This is a genomic window from Polaromonas sp. P3_A5, from assembly GCF_056403055.1.
The window spans coordinates 1,640,553-1,653,154 of sequence record NZ_JBFUGF010000001.1 but is presented as its reverse complement, the minus strand read 5'-3'; the positions used below and the strand labels follow the sequence as shown (position 1 = coordinate 1,653,154).

The window sequence follows — 12,602 nt, the reverse complement described above, 5'->3', positions numbered from 1 at the left end:
GGCAGGAAAAACTGCGCATCCGTCCTGCAGGCGCGTCGCGGGGCCGCGACACTCAAGCCCCGGAACGCTCAGGCCGTGGCGAGTACTGTGCGGCGCACCCGGCGCACATTGAAGGCGCTGGCGATCAACACCGCCTGCATCAGCGCCAGGCCCAGCAGCACGCCGCGGTAGTAGCCATGATCCATCATCGCGCCGAAGATCAGCGGCGACACGGCCTGGCCGATGTCCAGGCCTGCATACACCACACCGTAAACCCGGCCGGAGGCGTTTTCGGGGGTTGAGCGCTTGACCAGCAGGTCACGCGACGGCCCGGCGATGCCAGTGGCGAAGCCCATGATGCCGAACAGCACAGGCACGACCCATGCGGGATAGCTGCCTGCGGCCAGCAGCACCGCCACGGCAGCCGCCGCACCAAACCCGATGCCCACAATGCGCTCGCAGCGTGCGGGATCCGATGCCAGGAAGCCGCCAAAAACCATACCGCCCGCGCTGCACACCATATAAACCGTCAGGCAGATAGCTACCAGTGCGAGCGGCACGTTATGCAGGTGGCGCGCGGCTTCGGGTGCAAAGGCCTGCACCACGCTGAGAACGATGGCATACCAGAAGAAGAAAGAAAAACACATCCAGACGGCCGGTATCTTCAGAAAACCCAGACTGCTGTCGGCCGCGGGCGCGCCCTTGACCGGTGCCGCCATCGTGAGGGTGAGCTTGTCGCGGTTCATCACCAGCACCGCCAGCACCGCAAAAGCCAGCACACCGGCCGCCGCCAATGCCACGCGCCACGAATAGGCAAACGTCAGCGTCACCACCACTGCGGGGGCCAGTGCCCAGCCCAGACTGCCGGTGATGCCGTGCACGCTGTAGGCGTGGCCCAGGCGCGGCGCGCTGACTTTGCGGTTCAGCAGCGTGTAGTCCACCGGATGAAACACACCGTTGCCGACACCGGCAATCACGGCAAAGCCGGCCAGCATCCAGTAGCTGGTGCTGACGGAATACCCAAAAGCCGCCACACCGAGCAGGCTCAGCCCGGCAAACAGAATGGGGCGCGGCCCGAAGCGGTCGACCACAAAACCCGAGAGCGCCTGCACCGCGCATGACACCACAAAAAAGATCGTCATCAAGAAGCCCAGCTCCGCATAGCTGACGCTGAACTCTTCCTTGAGCCAGGGAAACAGCGGCGCCAGCAGCAGCTGACTGAAATGGCTGATCATGTGTGCGAGGCCCACCAGGCCGATCACGCTGGCGTCGGCACGAAAAGGGACTGCAGCGGGCGCGTTCAGGGTCGTACTTGAAGTATTCATGGCGCTATCGTAGTATTGGCCAAGCCTTCTGAAATGCGACATAAAGCCATGTTTCGGCGAATTTCAGACAAACCGCTTTGATGGCATTCGCCCCACGATCACATCCAGATTCAGGTGAACAGAATCTCCAACCATGCCGCAACGTAAAGCCCCGCTCCATTTCGTGCCGGTGGGCGACACCGACAACTTCACACCCAGCCGCCAGCGGCCGGTGCGCGTGCGGGCGCGGACGCTGGAAGCCGATACCCATTTCAAGCCCCATTCCCATGCCTGGGCGCAACTGGCTTACTGCTCTACGGGTGTCTTGCAGGTCACCGCCGAAAAGGCGGGCCATGCCGGCGGCGAAGTCACCTACATCGTGCCGCCCTCCCGCGCCGTGTGGATCGCGCCGGGGGCGCAACACCATGTCACCGTGCTGGAAGCGGCCGAATTCCGCACGCTGTACCTCGACGCCAGCGCCACCCCAAAGGGCTGGACTGGTTGCCGCGTGATGGTGGTGTCACCGTTGCTGCGCGAGTCCATCCACGCGCTCGACGCGGCCACCCCAGAGCAGCCGCTACCGGTTGCCCGGGAACAGCTTCTTTCCAGCCTGGTGCTCGACGAGCTCGTATGTGCCGACACCCAGGCCCTCGGCGTGCCCATGCCGCATCCGCAAACCGGGGACAAGCGGCTGCGCGCGCTCTGCGAAGCCGTTCTGCGCGCACCGTCAGAGCGGGCCACGCTGGCCGAATGGGCTGCCGGCACCGGCGCCAGCGAACGCACGGTGGCCAGGCTTTTTCGCGACGAACTGGGCCTGAGCTACCAGCAATGGCGCCAGCAAGCCATCCTGGCCCACGCCCTGCCCCTGCTCACGCGCGGGCAATCGGTCAGCACCGTGGCGGCGGCCAGCGGTTATGCCAGCGACAGCGCCTTCACCGCGATGTTCAAGGCCGCCATGGGCCAGCCACCCAGTCATTTTCAGAGTAAATAGACCTACCCCCGTCCGGGCTCACTTCGTGTAGCCCGTTCCCCCCTCAAGGGGGCGGTGCCTGGGGCCGGCAAAGCCGGACCCTCGGCCCCCACTGGTGAAATACCCCTCGCTGGCTATCATGGCTTGATGCAACTCCCCGCGACAAAGAATACCCAGCAAAGCCGACGGTGGCGTGCCGCAGCATGCGTGGCACTGACCGCCTGGCTGGCCGCGGCCAGCCAGGTACACGCACAGCCAGCCCCCTCAAACCACCCAACCCTGCTGCGCGAGCTGAACCGGGTACGGGAGGACGGTTGTGACGGGCGCGGCGCCAAGGTTTCCCTGCTGCGTGAAAACAGCGCCCTGTCGCGGGCGGCACAGCTCATGGGCGGCGGCCGCACGATGGACGAGGCGTTGAAAGCTGTCGACTACCGCGCCGTGCGGACCGCACAGATTGCCGTGCGCGGCGCGACCGGCCCCTCAGCGCTGGCGCGCAGGACCCTGGGCAAATCATGCAGCGCAGTCATGCATGCCGAGCTCGCTGAAGCCGGTTTCTACCAGCGCGGGGCACAAACCTGGGTCATTCTGGCCGCCCCCTTCTCGCCTCCCGCGGCGGCCCAGGCCGGCGATGTGCAAGCGCGGGTGCTGGCTTTGGTCAATGAAGCACGCGCCAGCCCGCGCCGCTGCGGTGCGCAGGCTTTTGCAGCCGCAGGACCGCTGCAATACAGCCCCCTGCTGTACAACATCGCCGGGGTGCATGCCACAGACATGGCGAGGTACAGCTACTTCAGCCACACCGGGCGCGATGGCAGCGACGTGGCCAGCCGCGCCACACGCGCGGGCTACGGCTGGAAGGCCATTGGCGAAAACATCGCCGCGGGGCAGATGCAGGCCGACACCGCCGTGCAGGGCTGGCTGAACAGCCCCGGCCATTGCGCGAACATCATGGCGCCCGCGTATACCGAAATGGGCACGGCCTTTGCGGTCAACACCCAGAGCAGCGCCGGTATTTACTGGGTGCAGGTGTTCGGGGCGCAGCGGTAAGTCACCTTGCCCGGGGCGCCCTGCTGTCAGTGTTTTTCAAACGCCGCGTTGAGGCGGCGCAGCAAGGGCTTGTTCAGCTCGCGTGTGTGCCTGTTCCAGCGTTCCATGGACCGCTGCAGCTCAATCTGCAGGCGCGCGCTGGTGGCGGTATCCCCGTTCATCGCGGCCCAGATGGCGTATTCAGCGCGGCTTTCAAAGCTGCCAAAACGGTCCACGGCGGATTCAAACTCCGCTTTCGCGTCCGCCCCCCTGCCGGCGCCGGCAAAGGCCTGGGCAAGCAGCAGCGACACCAGCTCCGCGCGAAAGGCGGGGTCGGTCTTGCGGATGAATTCAAGGTGAGTGATGGCCTCGGCATAGCGCTCGCAGGCGAAATAGGCCCTTGAGGCGCCCAGCCGGATTTCCAGGTCGGAGGCGAATGGGCCCTTTAGGCATGCGTCGTAACTCTGCGCAGCTTCCAGCGCCTGGCCGGCTTCGAGCAGCGCAGAGGCCAGCCGCATCTGGTTCTGCGCGGTGGGCGTGTAGTCAAACGCAGCGTGTGCTTCACGGAGTTCGCGTGTCGGGTCCAGTGTTTTTGCGGCTGCGGCCACGACCTTGCGCGCACCGCGTTCCAGCCGCGAATCCGGCAGGTAGACCGCCAGGAAGTAGACGAGGCTGCCCAGCATGGGAAACGAAAACAGGATGATCAGCCAGTACATCTGCTGGCCGCTACGCAAGGCATGAACGGCAAAGAACACCGCCACAATGAAATGAAGTCCCAATCCGACAAAAGGCATGGCCCATCCCTCCAGTTATTTTGGGGGGATTCTAAAGGGGCGTTAAGGAATGGGCCAGACCTTTCAGTTACCGGCAGGAAGCGCCGTCTCCTCCCCATCGCCATCAAATAGGCGCAAGGCGAGCAGGCCGTGCCCCACGCTGGCGCCTGCCCGCACAGCCGCCGCAACCAGTACCACTTCCGCCAGCTCCTCGCGCGTCACGCCCAGCCGCCTGGCCGCGCGGGTGTGCACGTCCAGGCAATAGCCACATTGGGTGGTAAGCGCCACCGCCAGCGAAATCAGCTCGCGCACACGGGGCTCAAGATGGCCGCCTTCGCGCTTGGCCGCATGGTCAAACGCGAGGAAAGCCCGGGCCTCCACAGGCGCCAGCCGCACGAAGGCTGGCGCCAGTTGCAGGTCTTGGGGTGACTGGTAACCGGCGCTCATGGCTGGCCTTTGCTGTCTGCTGACCTGCGGCGCCGCGCGATGGTTTCAAACAGGCCCACAAGCCAGCACATCGGGCAGCCGCGCATCAACACCAGCGCGCCCGCCAGGGGAAGCAACGCCCACAGGGAATGCACCTGGAAAACCAGAGCGGCGCACACGAGCAAGGCCAGCGCGCCTATCCCGCGCAGCAGATGTTGGGTGACCGAGGTGCTACAGAACATGGGCACCTCCGGTGGATGCGGTGCCACCCATGGTGCCGCCCGGCGCACAGTCAGGAAGATTTCGTTGCGGAAAAAACATCAGGATCTCCTTGTCGGTGGTTGATACCGGCAAAGAGGCCCACATTCAGCAAAAGGATTCGGGTTTCCTCAAAGAAATTTGAACGGCGCCATCACCAGAACGCCAGCCCTTCAGGTCAAACCTCAGATCAAGCGCTTGAGCAAGCCCATCACCTGGTCAAAGCGTTTGCCATAAGGCGGATAAAACAGGTCGCCCCTCGCCCACTTTGACTGCACCATCACCGGCTTTTGCTGCGTCAGCCGCAGGAAACCGGTTTCGCCGTGGTAGCTGCCCCAGCCGCTTTCGCCCACACCGCCGAAAGGCAGGTTCTCGTGCGCGATGTGCATCAGCGTGTCGTTGACAGTGACGCCGCCGCTCACGGTGCGCGCCAGCACGTGGTCGCGGGCACCGGCGTCGGTGCCAAACCAGTACAGCGCCAGCGGCCTGGGGCGGGCGTTGACATAGCCAATCGCGTCATCGATCGACGCATAGGGAATCACCGGCAGGATGGGGCCGAAGATTTCCTCGCTGAGCAGTTTCGAGCCGGCGGGCACATCGAACACCAGCACCGGCGCCATCTGGCGCGACGCCGCGCCCGCGCCGGGCGCACCGGCCTGGATGGTTTGCAGGCGCGCGCCCTCACCTTCGGCCTGGGCCAGCAGCGCCTGCAGGCGTTCATGGTGGCGCGGGCTGATGATGGCAGCGTAATCGGGGTTGCCGGCGATGGTGGGAAACAGCGCGGCCACGGCGCGCGCAAAGGCTTCGCCAAACGCGGCTTCACTGCCCTTGGGCAGCAGCACGTAGTCGGGCGCGATGCAGGTCTGGCCGGCGTTCAGCAGTTTGCCGTGGGCGATCTTGATGGCGGCCTTGTCGATGTCGCAGGACGCGTCGATGATGCAGGGTGACTTGCCGCCCAGTTCCAGCGTGGTGGGCGTGAGGTTGGCGGCGGCCGCTTCGGCGACCTTGCGGCCCACGGCGGTGGAGCCGGTAAAAAACAGGTGGTCAAACGGCAGCCCGGCAAATTCGGCGGCCAGGACGCCGTCGCCCTGCACCACGCAGAGTTCATCAGGTGCGAAGGATTGTTCAATCAGGGCCGCCAGCAAGGCAGAAGTTTTCGGCGTCAGCTCACTGGGCTTGAGCATGACGCGGTTGCCGGCCGCCAGCGCGGTGATGACCGGCCCGAGCGACAGCTGCACCGGGTAGTTCCACGGCGACACCACGCCCACCACGCCCAAGGGCTGGCGCTGCAGGTAGGCCCGCGCGGGCTGCAGGTACAGCGGCGTGCGCACTTTCACGGGTTTCATCCACTTTGGCAAATGCCGCAGGGTACTGGACAGCAGCGAGCGCAGCACAAAGATGTCGGCGATTTCGGTGAGCTGGGGCGACCGCACGCCGAAGTCTGCGTTGACGGCCTGTGCCAGCGCGCTGCCGTGCTCATCCAGCAAAGCACGAATACGCAGCAGGCGCTCCCGCCGCAGGGCCAGCGGAACCTCTGTCTGTGCCCGGCTGGCCTGGTGCTGGGCTTCGAACAATGTGCGAAGGACGGACGGAGGTGTGCTGGAACTCATGCGGCCATGATAGGGGCCACAGGGGCAGAGCAGTAGGGACGCAACTCCAGCAGCACTGCGGGTTGACCCTGAGGCACTTGACCCCATTTACAGACCTGATGCAGAACCTGTTGACGGTCTAAACGGGTTCTCAGGCATTTGGCTGACAATCGCGCCGGCACTTATCCGCTATGGTGGTTGGCAGGTAAACCATCCCTGATGAAAGTGTTTCATGGAATTCAAGGATTACTACAAGGTCATGGGCGTAGAGCGCAGCGCCACGCCCGACGAGATCAAAAAGGCACACCGCAAGCTGGCACGCAAATACCATCCCGACGTCAGCAAGGAAAAAAACGCCGAGGCACGCTTCAAGGAAATCGCCGAAGCCTACGAGGTGTTGCGCGATCCTGAAAAGCGCACCGCTTACGACCAACTGGGCGCCAACTACCAGGCCGGGCAGGACTTCCGCCCGCCACCGGGCTGGAACCCGGGGCAGGCCTCCAGGGGTGCCACCGGCGCTCCCCATTTTGGCGGAGCCGAAGGTTTTGACCACAGCGACTTTTTCGACGCGATCTTCCGCGGCATGGGCGGAGGGCCGCAAGGCCGGGGTGGTTTTGACGATATGCGCGGCAGCCGAAGCTTTGACATGCATGGCCAGGACCAGCACGCCAAAATCCAGATCGACATCGGCGACTCCTACAGCGGCGCCACGCGCAAGCTGCAGTTGCGCATGCCGATGGAGAGTGAAGCCGGCGTGACGATGCAGGACCGCAGCATCGAGTTCGTCATCCCCAAGGGCATACGCGCAGGCCAGCACATTCGCCTGGCGGGCCAGGGCTCTCCCGGTATGGGTCAAGGCAGCCCGGGCGACCTTTACCTGGATGTTGAATTTCTGCCGCATGCCCTGTACCGTGCCGAGGGCCATGACGTGTACATGAATCTGCCCGTCGCGCCATGGGAAGCCGCGCTGGGCGCCGAGGTGGAAGTGCCCACGCCCACCGGCGAGGTGGAGCTGAAAATCCCGGCGGGCTCTGCCGGCGGGCGCAAGCTCAGGCTCAAGGGACGCGGGCTGCCGGGCAAGACCCCGGGAGATTTTTATTTTGTGCTGCAGGTGGTCTTGCCGGCCGCGGACACGGATGCGGCAAAGAAAGCGTACGAAGACATGGCGGCGGCATTCAAGGCCTTCAGGCCGCGCACCGCCCTGCAAACCTCGGGAGCCAAGGCATGAACACCCCCACCCGCTACCTCGCCGGCTTCATCCTGGAAGACCAGGATGAACTCACCCTTGACGATCTCTGCCGGGCCTGCTCCGCGCAGTCGGAGCTCATCGTGGACCTGGTACACGAAGGCCTGCTGGCGCCTGTGGGAGAGGCTCCTGAGGTCTGGCGCTTCACCGGCGTGCACTTGCACCGGGCCACCGTGGCTGTGCGCCTGCAGCGCGACCTGGGGGTGAACCCAGCAGGTGCGGCGCTGGCAATGGAACTGATGGACGAGCTGGACAGTCTGCGCCGACAGCTGCACCGGCTGCAGGACAACTGACTCATCGGCGCGGGCAATCTTCTATATAGGACAGATCATGGCGCTCGCTGCCAAAGCAGCATGGGAGAATTCGCGCCATGTCCACCGAAGCAGCGCCCGCCCTGAAAAACATCTTTGACAAGGCGCGCTACCACCACATCGCGGCTGAAACCGCTGTGATCTACCCGCGTTTTGACGGTAAAAAATTTCTTGCACTCGCGCTCCCTGGCCTGGACGAGCTCTCGCTGATGCAGCGCCTGCGGCGCACCAGCGAGTGCCTGCACGCCACATTGCCGGCTGACTTCCCAAAAGCCATCGCCATCCTGCGCAAGCTGGCCCCGCGCATCAACAGCGGCTTCGTCACGCTGGTACTGCCGGACTATGTGGGCCTGTATGGGCGCGATGATTTCGACACCTCCATGGAGGCGCTGAAGTTTTTCACCGCCTTCGGGACCTCGGAGTTCGCCATCCGTGAATTCATCCGCCAGGACCCTGCGCGCACGCTGGCCGTGATGAAGGCCTGGGCCAAAGACGGGAGCGAGCATGTGCGGCGCCTGGCCAGCGAAGGCAGCCGCCCTCGCCTGCCCTGGTCTTTCAGGCTGGATGCGCTGATGGCCGACCCCGAACTTGCCGCGCCCATCCTGGAATCGCTGAAGTCCGACAGCAGCCTCTACGTACGCAAGTCGGTGGCCAACCACCTCAACGACGTCACCAAGCTGCACCCCGACTGGGTGCTGGAGCGTCTGAAGAGCTGGCCGCTGGACAACCCGCACACCGCGTGGATTGCCCGGCACGCGCTGCGCACACTGATCAAGCAGGGCGACAGGCACGCGCTGGGCGTGATCGGCGCCGGCAATAAGGCGGACGTCGGCATCAGCGGTTTGTCCATCACCCCCAAGAAACTCACCCTGGGCGAGCGGATGTCACTGTCGTTCACACTGCAATCCACCTCGCGCCAAAGCCAGCGGCTGGTGGTGGACTACGCGGTGCACTACGTCAAGAAATCGGGCAGCAGCTCGGCCAAGGTATTCAAACTCAAGGAGTTAACGCTGGCCGCCGGCGAAAGCGTGCAGCTGTCGCGCAGCCAGGTCGTGCGCGACTTCACCACCCGTGTGCACCATGCCGGGCGGCACGCGGTGGACATCATGGTCAATGGGGAACGCCTTGCGAGCGGGCATTTTGACCTGGTGAAGACCTGAAATGGCTACAGCCCAATAAAGACAAGCGCAAGCAGCTATCAAATATATAGCAATCCAATATACTACCTTGTCGCAGGGCCGCGCAGCCCAGGCACCTGGCGGCGGGCTTTGTACAGTAGCTACCTGACGCCCTCCCGTCGCCCTTCCGATTCCCATACCAAGCACCAAGGACATGTTCATGCGCCCACTCACCCTGCAACGATTCAGCCCCGCCTCTTGCGCCCTCAGCCTGGTGCTGCTTCTGTCCGCCTGCGGAGGCGCCGGCGGTGAAGAGATCGGCGCGGTCGACACGGTCTTCAAATTCATCGGGCCGGACCACAAGATCGTGGTGGAAGCCTATGACGACCCCAAGGTGAGCGGCGTCACCTGTTATGTCTCGCGCGCCAAGACGGGCGGTATAAAGGGCGCATTCGGCGTGGCCGAAGACAAGGCCGAAGCCTCGATAGCCTGCCGGCAGACCAGCGTGATCAGTTTCCCGGGAGGCAAACCGATCGATAAGCAGGAAGAAATGTTCAGCGAACGCATTTCGCTCGTCTTCAAAAAGCTGCGTGTGGTGCGCATGGTGGACACCAAACGCAACACCCTCGTCTACCTCACCTATTCCGACCGCGTGATCGAAGGTTCGCCGCAGAACAGCGTGACAGCGGTTCCGGTGCCGGCGGGCACGGTGATTCCGGTGAAGTAAAGGGCCGGCCACGGTCTTCGCGGCTGGCGGGCCTGAATACCCCCGCTGGCCGGCGGGACTAGCGGGCTGCGCCGTCGGCGTTTTCGCTTTTGACAACAGAATTTCGACCCATGACCCAACCCACAAACACTTCCCTTGCGGATTTCCCCATCACCCGGAAATGGCCCGCCCAGCACCCTGACCGCATCCAGCTGTATTCGCTGCCCACGCCCAATGGCGTCAAGGTATCGATCATGCTGGAAGAGTGCGGCCTGCCCTACGAGCCGCACCTCGTTGACTTTGGCAGCAACGACCAGATGTCGCCGGCATTTCTGTCGCTCAACCCGAACAACAAGATCCCGGCCATCCTCGATCCGAACGGTCCTGGCGGTAAACCGCTGGGCCTATTCGAGTCCGGCGCGATCCTGATCTACCTTGCCGAGAAGACCGGTAAATTCCTGCCAACGGACGCAGCTGCCCGTTACGAAACCATCCAGTGGCTGATGTTCCAGATGGGCGGCATCGGCCCGATGTTTGGCCAGCTCGGCTTTTTTCACAAGTTCGCCGGCAAGGACTATGAGGACAAGCGCCCGCGCGACCGCTATGTCGCCGAGTCCAGCCGCCTGCTCGGCGTGCTGAACCAGCGGCTCGAAGGCCGCAGCTGGATCATGGGCGACGACTACACCATTGCCGACATCGCCACCTTCGGCTGGGTGCGCAACCTGATCGGGTTTTATGGCGCCGGTGAGCTGGTGGAAATCCAGAAATTTCCCAACGTGACGCGCGTGCTCGACGCGTTTGTGGCGCGCCCTGCCGTCGTCACGGGGTTGGGCATACCCGCGCGCGGCTGACGCCCCCACGCGAACACGGCCGATAGGCCGGGATGGTCAAGTTGGCTATCATGGCGGGCATGTCCGCCAAGCCAGCTCCTAGCCCGGAACAGATTACAACGGATCGCTTTCGCCTGCTGGTGGATGCGGTGCAGGACTACGGCATCTTCATGCTCGACACCGCGGGCAACGTGATGTCCTGGAATATCGGCGCCCAGCGCATCAAACAGTACCGGGCCGACGAGATCATCGGCCGGAATTTCTCCACCTTTTATCCCCCTGAGGCCGTCGCCGCCGGATGGCCCGCCGAGGAGCTGCGCCGCGCGGAAAGAGACGGGCGCTTCGAGGAAGAAGGCTGGCGCATACGCAAGGACGGCAGCCGTTTCTGGGCCAATGTTGTCATTACCGCGCTCAGGGACGAGAACGGAAAACTCGCCGGCTTCGGCAAGGTCACACGCGACCTCACGGAACGCCGGGCTCACGAGGAAGCGCTGCGCGAGAGCGAGGAACGCTTCAGGTTCATGATCGAAGGGGTGCGGGACTACGCGATCTTCATGCTCAGCCCCGACGGCGTGATCGAGAGCTGGAACAGCGGCGCGCAGCTCATCAAGGGCTACAGCCCGAGCGAAGTCATCGGCAAACATTTCAGCCTGTTTTACCGCCCTGAAGACCTGGAGGCCGGCAAACCCGAAGCCGAGCTGAAGGCGGCCCTGGAGCATGGCCGCGCTGAAGAAGAAGGCTGGCGCGTTCGGCGGGACGGCTCGGTGTTTTGGGCCAATGTGGTGATCGCCCCGGTGTATGACACGGGCCGGCAACTGCGCGGCTTTGTCAAAGTCACACGCGACATGACCGAAAGGCGGCGCCTGCACGAGCTGGAAAAATCCAGCAAGCGCATGAGCGAGTTCCTGGCCATGCTGGCGCACGAGCTGCGCAACCCGCTGGCGCCCATCCGCAACGCCATCACCATCCTGCAACTGGAACCCTCCCCCAGCCCGCTGGTTCGAAGCAGCCGCGACATGATTGACCGGCAGCTCACGCACATGACACGCCTGGTCGACGACCTGCTCGATGTCGGGCGGCTGACCACCGGCAAGATCCGGTTCAAGGCGGAGCAGGTTTCCTACAACCAGGTGGTGGCCCGCTCCATTGAGGCCGTGCGCCCCTTGTTTGATGCGCGGCGCCACCGCCTGAAGGCAGACATCCCGGCCGCGTCGCCGCTGGTGCAGGGAGACGCCACACGGCTTGCCCAGGTCCTGCAGAACCTGCTGGTCAATGCCGCAAAGTACACCCCCGAGGCGGGCCTGATCGAGCTGAAAGTCTGGCAAGAGGGCACGCAGCTCTACACCTCGGTCCGCGACAACGGGCTGGGTCTGTCGTCCCAGGCGCTCAGCCAGATCTTCGAGCTGTTCTCCCAGGGCGACGCGCAGACAGCCGCGCGGGAAAGCGGGCTGGGCATCGGCCTGACGCTGGCACGCTCCCTGGTGGAAATGCACGGCGGCGCACTGCATGCTGAAAGTGAGGGCCCAGGCCGCGGCAGCACATTCACTTTTTTCCTGCCCAATGCGCAGACAGGCGTGCACGGCACCGATGACGCAAGCGGTCCGGGCGCGGCCATCCTGGTGGTGGACGACAACCGCGACGCAGCCAATAGCCTGGCGGAGATTCTCAGGCTGATGGACTGCCAGGTGAAAGTGGCCTATGACGGCCCCGCTGCGCTGGAGATGTTTCGCCAGCAGGCACCCCAGGCCGTTTTGCTGGACCTCGGCATGCCGGGAATGAACGGCTACGAGGTGCTGGCAGCCCTGCGCGCCCTGCACGGCGGCGAGCAGGTGACGGTCGCGGCCCTCACCGGCTTCGGCACGGACGAAGACAAAAGCCGCGCGCTGGCCGCCGGGTTCGACGAGCACCTCACCAAGCCGCTGGACTTTACCGCCCTGCAGGCATTTCTACAGACCGCCGGCGTGGTGGTTTGAGCGTTTGGGCGGCCAGGAAGGCTGTTTCTGCCCCTTTTCAGGCATCAAAAATGTCTGCAGCCTAATAACATCGTGCGCCAGCAGCTATCAAATAGA

At 64.1% G+C, this 12,602-nt stretch carries 13 protein-coding genes; 8 read left to right on the top strand and 5 right to left on the bottom strand.

The features are described 5' to 3' along the window. Positions 1 to 68 precede the first annotated feature (68 nt). On the bottom strand, positions 69 to 1,304 hold the full coding sequence (locus AC1DU8_RS07915; RefSeq protein ID WP_457280447.1) for an MFS transporter: 1,236 nt from the start codon (positions 1,302 to 1,304) through the stop codon (positions 69 to 71). Positions 1,305 to 1,437: 133 nt separating this feature from the next. On the opposite strand from AC1DU8_RS07915, the gene AC1DU8_RS07910 reads away from it, so the two are divergent. Together AC1DU8_RS07910 and AC1DU8_RS07905 are read left to right on the top strand one after the other, a co-directional pair. Continuing rightward, positions 1,438 to 2,274 carry an AraC family transcriptional regulator gene (locus tag AC1DU8_RS07910; protein ID WP_477726603.1) on the top strand — a complete coding sequence of 279 codons (837 nt, stop codon included), beginning with the start codon at positions 1,438 to 1,440 and terminating at the stop codon, positions 2,272 to 2,274. Between the two features lie 186 nt (positions 2,275 to 2,460). Beyond that, positions 2,461 to 3,297 carry a CAP domain-containing protein gene (locus tag AC1DU8_RS07905; RefSeq protein WP_477665788.1) on the top strand — a complete coding sequence of 279 codons (837 nt, stop codon included), beginning with the start codon at positions 2,461 to 2,463 and terminating at the stop codon, positions 3,295 to 3,297. A gap of 26 nt (positions 3,298 to 3,323) precedes the next feature. On the opposite strand, the gene AC1DU8_RS07900 is transcribed toward AC1DU8_RS07905, so the two are convergent. From AC1DU8_RS07900 to AC1DU8_RS07885, 4 genes are all read right to left on the bottom strand, one after another. Then, positions 3,324 to 4,070 carry a hypothetical protein gene (locus tag AC1DU8_RS07900; protein ID WP_477665787.1) on the bottom strand — a complete coding sequence of 249 codons (747 nt, stop codon included), beginning with the start codon at positions 4,068 to 4,070 and terminating at the stop codon, positions 3,324 to 3,326. Between the two features lie 63 nt (positions 4,071 to 4,133). Continuing rightward, entirely contained in the window at positions 4,134 to 4,496 is a 363-nt protein-coding gene (locus tag AC1DU8_RS07895; RefSeq protein WP_477665786.1) for a carboxymuconolactone decarboxylase family protein, read from the bottom strand. After that, a complete protein-coding gene (locus AC1DU8_RS07890; RefSeq protein WP_477665785.1) occupies positions 4,493 to 4,717 on the bottom strand; it encodes a hypothetical protein in 225 nt (74 codons plus the stop codon). Before AC1DU8_RS07890 ends, AC1DU8_RS07895 begins: the two co-directional genes overlap by 4 nt. A gap of 201 nt (positions 4,718 to 4,918) precedes the next feature. After that, a complete protein-coding gene (locus AC1DU8_RS07885) occupies positions 4,919 to 6,343 on the bottom strand; it encodes a coniferyl aldehyde dehydrogenase (RefSeq protein WP_477665784.1) in 1,425 nt (474 codons plus the stop codon). Positions 6,344 to 6,554: 211 nt separating this feature from the next. Here AC1DU8_RS07885 and AC1DU8_RS07880 point away from each other — a divergent pair, with 211 nt between their 5' ends. The 6 genes from AC1DU8_RS07880 (at position 6,555) to AC1DU8_RS07855 (ending at position 12,506) form a co-directional block, all read left to right on the top strand. Then, positions 6,555 to 7,550, top strand: coding sequence for a DnaJ C-terminal domain-containing protein (locus AC1DU8_RS07880; protein WP_457280440.1), 996 nt, complete (start codon positions 6,555 to 6,557; stop codon positions 7,548 to 7,550). Then, the gene (locus AC1DU8_RS07875; RefSeq protein ID WP_477665783.1) at positions 7,547 to 7,861 is read left to right on the top strand and encodes a chaperone modulator CbpM; all 315 of its coding nucleotides are present in this window, start codon (positions 7,547 to 7,549) and stop codon (positions 7,859 to 7,861) included. Before AC1DU8_RS07880 ends, AC1DU8_RS07875 begins: the two co-directional genes overlap by 4 nt. A 77-nt stretch (positions 7,862 to 7,938) precedes the next feature. After that, entirely contained in the window at positions 7,939 to 9,039 is a 1,101-nt protein-coding gene (locus tag AC1DU8_RS07870; RefSeq protein WP_477726602.1) for a DNA alkylation repair protein, read from the top strand. A 178-nt stretch (positions 9,040 to 9,217) separates the two neighbouring features. Beyond that, positions 9,218 to 9,724, top strand: coding sequence for a CreA family protein (locus AC1DU8_RS07865; protein WP_477726601.1), 507 nt, complete (start codon positions 9,218 to 9,220; stop codon positions 9,722 to 9,724). A 110-nt stretch (positions 9,725 to 9,834) separates the two neighbouring features. Then, positions 9,835 to 10,554 (top strand): glutathione S-transferase N-terminal domain-containing protein, encoded by a 720-nt coding sequence (locus tag AC1DU8_RS07860; RefSeq protein WP_477702087.1) that lies wholly within the window; start codon positions 9,835 to 9,837, stop codon positions 10,552 to 10,554. A 59-nt stretch (positions 10,555 to 10,613) separates the two neighbouring features. After that, the gene (locus AC1DU8_RS07855) at positions 10,614 to 12,506 is read left to right on the top strand and encodes a PAS domain-containing hybrid sensor histidine kinase/response regulator (protein ID WP_477702106.1); all 1,893 of its coding nucleotides are present in this window, start codon (positions 10,614 to 10,616) and stop codon (positions 12,504 to 12,506) included. The last annotated feature ends 96 nt before the right edge of the window (positions 12,507 to 12,602 follow it).

Coding starts and splice junctions, on each gene's coding strand:
- AC1DU8_RS07915 (WP_457280447.1), bottom strand. CDS start 1,304: ATGAATACTTCAAGTACGACCCTGAACGCGCCCGCTGCAGTCCCTTTT.
- AC1DU8_RS07910 (WP_477726603.1), top strand. CDS start 1,438: ATGCCGCAACGTAAAGCCCCGCTCCATTTCGTGCCGGTGGGCGACACC.
- AC1DU8_RS07900 (WP_477665787.1), bottom strand. CDS start 4,070: ATGCCTTTTGTCGGATTGGGACTTCATTTCATTGTGGCGGTGTTCTTT.
- AC1DU8_RS07895 (WP_477665786.1), bottom strand. CDS start 4,496: ATGAGCGCCGGTTACCAGTCACCCCAAGACCTGCAACTGGCGCCAGCC.
- AC1DU8_RS07890 (WP_477665785.1), bottom strand. CDS start 4,717: ATGTTCTGTAGCACCTCGGTCACCCAACATCTGCTGCGCGGGATAGGC.
- AC1DU8_RS07885 (WP_477665784.1), bottom strand. CDS start 6,343: ATGAGTTCCAGCACACCTCCGTCCGTCCTTCGCACATTGTTCGAAGCC.
- AC1DU8_RS07880 (WP_457280440.1), top strand. CDS start 6,555: ATGGAATTCAAGGATTACTACAAGGTCATGGGCGTAGAGCGCAGCGCC.
- AC1DU8_RS07875 (WP_477665783.1), top strand. CDS start 7,547: ATGAACACCCCCACCCGCTACCTCGCCGGCTTCATCCTGGAAGACCAG.
- AC1DU8_RS07870 (WP_477726602.1), top strand. CDS start 7,939: ATGTCCACCGAAGCAGCGCCCGCCCTGAAAAACATCTTTGACAAGGCG.
- AC1DU8_RS07865 (WP_477726601.1), top strand. CDS start 9,218: ATGCGCCCACTCACCCTGCAACGATTCAGCCCCGCCTCTTGCGCCCTC.
- AC1DU8_RS07860 (WP_477702087.1), top strand. CDS start 9,835: ATGACCCAACCCACAAACACTTCCCTTGCGGATTTCCCCATCACCCGG.
- AC1DU8_RS07855 (WP_477702106.1), top strand. CDS start 10,614: ATGTCCGCCAAGCCAGCTCCTAGCCCGGAACAGATTACAACGGATCGC.